This is a genomic window from Henriciella sp. (assembly GCF_029937755.1).
In the GTDB taxonomy this organism is placed as follows: domain Bacteria; phylum Pseudomonadota; class Alphaproteobacteria; order Caulobacterales; family Hyphomonadaceae; genus Henriciella.
This window is the reverse complement of record NZ_JAPYPG010000020.1, coordinates 1-2,719: the sequence shown is the minus strand read 5'-3', so window position 1 is coordinate 2,719 and position 2,719 is coordinate 1. Positions and strand designations below refer to the sequence as shown.

Here is a 2,719-nt window from a genome sequence, read left to right as displayed (position 1 = left end):
GCCTGTAGTTGGGCGCGCTTGGCGGGAAGGGGTGGCTCGAAGATGACCCGGGAACCCGCGCTGGGCGGGGTGGCAAGAATTGCAAACCTCGCGGCGAGCTTTCGTTCACCGGAGAACACGGTGACGCCTGTCTGATCCTGTTCGATCCTCGTCACCGGCCAGTTGAGGTGGACGTCGTCGCCGAGCTTGTCGGCGATCAGCTCAGTCACCTGTCCCATGCCACCGATGAACCAAGCGACCTGAGCGCCACTGCGTGTCCCGATGAGCGACTCGATGCCTTCGCCTTGGTGTACGAAGTACGCCCAGTAGGCCATCGAGACCTCGGTCGTGCTCGCCCCGTTGAGAATGTTGACCATGACCTCATGGATCATGCGTACCTCAGGGCTTTGCACGTTCTGGTCCAGCCACTGCGCGACCGTCAGGGTGTCCAGGTCACCGACGTGCGGTGATGCCCACGGTTCGGCCCAGCCCAGGCGAGCGCCCTCCTCGTCGAGGAGTTCGAACGACCTGGCCAGCTCGTCAGTCCAACTGGCACTGGACGGCGCCTGGTCCTCGTCACCAACGACCACGTCGCCGTTGAAGACGAAGAGGTCGTTGCCTGGCTTGACGGATGAGACGGTCTCGAGGCCCAACTCAGCGCCCAACTCCGGCAACAGGACGTGCGTCTCACCGATCCATTGACCTCCGAAGTCGATCGGTCCGCCGAGCGCTTCGGTCTTGCTCGACCACGTTCGACCGCCGACTCGATCCTTGGCCTCCACGAGCTTGACCTTGACACCTTGGTCGTGCAGCAACTTCGCTGCGTACGAGCCCGAGGGCCCGGCTCCGATCACGATGACATCCGCATCGGTTGGGTTGCTCATGCCTACTCCTTCATGGCATTGACTGCAGAACGGCGACCTGTCGAAGCCTTGGCCGACGGGCCGGATTGGTTACGCAACTGTGTGGCGTCCGCCGCGGACCCGGGTGTTCCGATCTGGAACACCGACGAAGGCGCAGCCTCATCGAGATGGACTTTGTTCGCACGAGTGCCCAGGGAACGGGGCGCCAACGAGCCTTAATCCAACCGACGTCCCGGTGCTCTCGCCTCGGACCGCACCCGATCACAGCCGCAATCGGGTCCACGGTTGGTGGGCTGTCATCATCGGATTACCCGGCCTTGCGACGGCCCGCATTCCAGGAAGCGATCGCACCTACGACGGGAAGCGCGATCATCAGACTCGTCACGATGGCCGACCCGGTCTTCGAACCGGTGATGACGTCGATGTTGGAGAACGACAGGAACAGAACCCAGACCAGAGCGCCCAGGGCAACGATCGGCGCGATCGTACTCGTGAAGATCGACGTTCCGTTCTGCTTGCGCCTGAGGTAGAACACCGCCGACAGCGAAGCCAGGCTCATGAGGGTGATCACGGCGAAGCCCAGGATTCCCACGAGGGGGGCGAACACCTCGGTGACGGGGTCAAGGTCAAGAAAGACGACGACCGCCAAGGCAGTGAGCACGACGCCCGACAGGACGCCGGAGGCGGCCGATGGCACCCTGTGCCTGTGGTGGATCTGTCCGACGTGCTGCGGGAGCAGCCCACCCTGGCTCATCGTCAACTGGTACCGGTTCACCACGTTGTGGAACGACAGGGCGCAGGCGAAGATGCTGCCCATCAGCAGCACGTTGATCACATCGGCGAACCACGTTCCAACGTACTCACTGGCCAGGGCGAACAAGACGCCTGTCGGATCGGAACCGATCGTTTCCACCACATCCTCGGCGCCGACGCCGAGGACGACGGCCAACGCGGTGAAAGCGTACAGGCAACCGATGAGGAGGATCGAGAAATACGTCGCTCGGGGAATGGTCCGCTCCGGATCGCGGGCCTCCTGCCGGAAAACGGCGGTGGCTTCGAAGCCGATGAAGCACAGCGCCGCCCACATGATTCCGGTGGCGGGTGAGCCATGGTCGAACGCCTGCACCGGCGACAGCGGGCTCAGACTGATCCCATTGGCCCCACCCTGGACCAGGATGGCAAGGCCAAGGATGCCTACGACTCCCACTTCCAGCACAAGCAGAACTGAAAGCACCTTCGAGCTCAACTCGATGTCTCGATAGCCGAGGAACATGAGCACTGCCCAACAGATGAGCGACCAGAGCCACCACGGCGAGTTGTCCCACGCAGTGAATGTGGCCGCCAGTTGGCTTGCGAACGGGCCAGCGTATGCGGTCAGCGCGAGCACGGTGAGGGAGTAAGCACCGAGTGCGAGCATTGCCGCTGCGTTCCCCACCGTTCTGCCGAGGCCTGCCTCGATGTAGGCGTAGAACGCGCCCGCGTTCTCCACGGTTCTGCTCATCGCGGTGTAACCCACGCTGAACAACGCGAGCATGGCAACTGTCACCAGGAAGTAGAACGGCGCCGCCGAGTTCGCCGAGAACAGAATAGACAGCGGCAGGACTCCTGTGGCAGCGGTCAACGGCGCTGCAGCCGCGAGAACCATGAAGATGATGGACCAGGTTCCCAGGGTGCGTTTCAGGGCATGTCCGTGGCTCTCGGAACGCGCCGGTTCCGCGACGGGCCCTCGATCTACGATGTCGGGAGCTTGCTTTTCGATTGCCATAGTCCGGCCTTTCGCTCGAGTGTCTGCCCGCGCCTGCGCGGTCAGCGGGTTCCCGGCACCCCAGTGCTGGTGTGAGCAGCGACACTAGGTACGCCCGCTCGAGCCGAACTGT

At 63.3% G+C, this 2,719-nt stretch carries 2 protein-coding genes; both read right to left on the bottom strand.

Annotated elements, in window-relative coordinates:
• On the bottom strand, positions 1–863 hold an 863-nt coding region (locus tag Q1K29_RS18335), incomplete at its 3' end, for an NAD(P)/FAD-dependent oxidoreductase (RefSeq protein ID WP_300396817.1).
• A 286-nt stretch (positions 864–1,149) separates the two neighbouring features.
• Positions 1,150–2,607, bottom strand: coding sequence for an APC family permease (locus Q1K29_RS18330; RefSeq protein ID WP_300396815.1), 1,458 nt, complete (start codon positions 2,605–2,607; stop codon positions 1,150–1,152).
• Positions 2,608–2,719: the final 112 nt, after the last annotated feature.

What these genes read in the sequence shown, in the direction of transcription:
- Q1K29_RS18330 (WP_300396815.1), bottom strand. Translation starts at nt 2,607, where the DNA reads ATGGCAATCGAAAAGCAAGCTCCCGACATCGTAGATCGAGGGCCCGTC.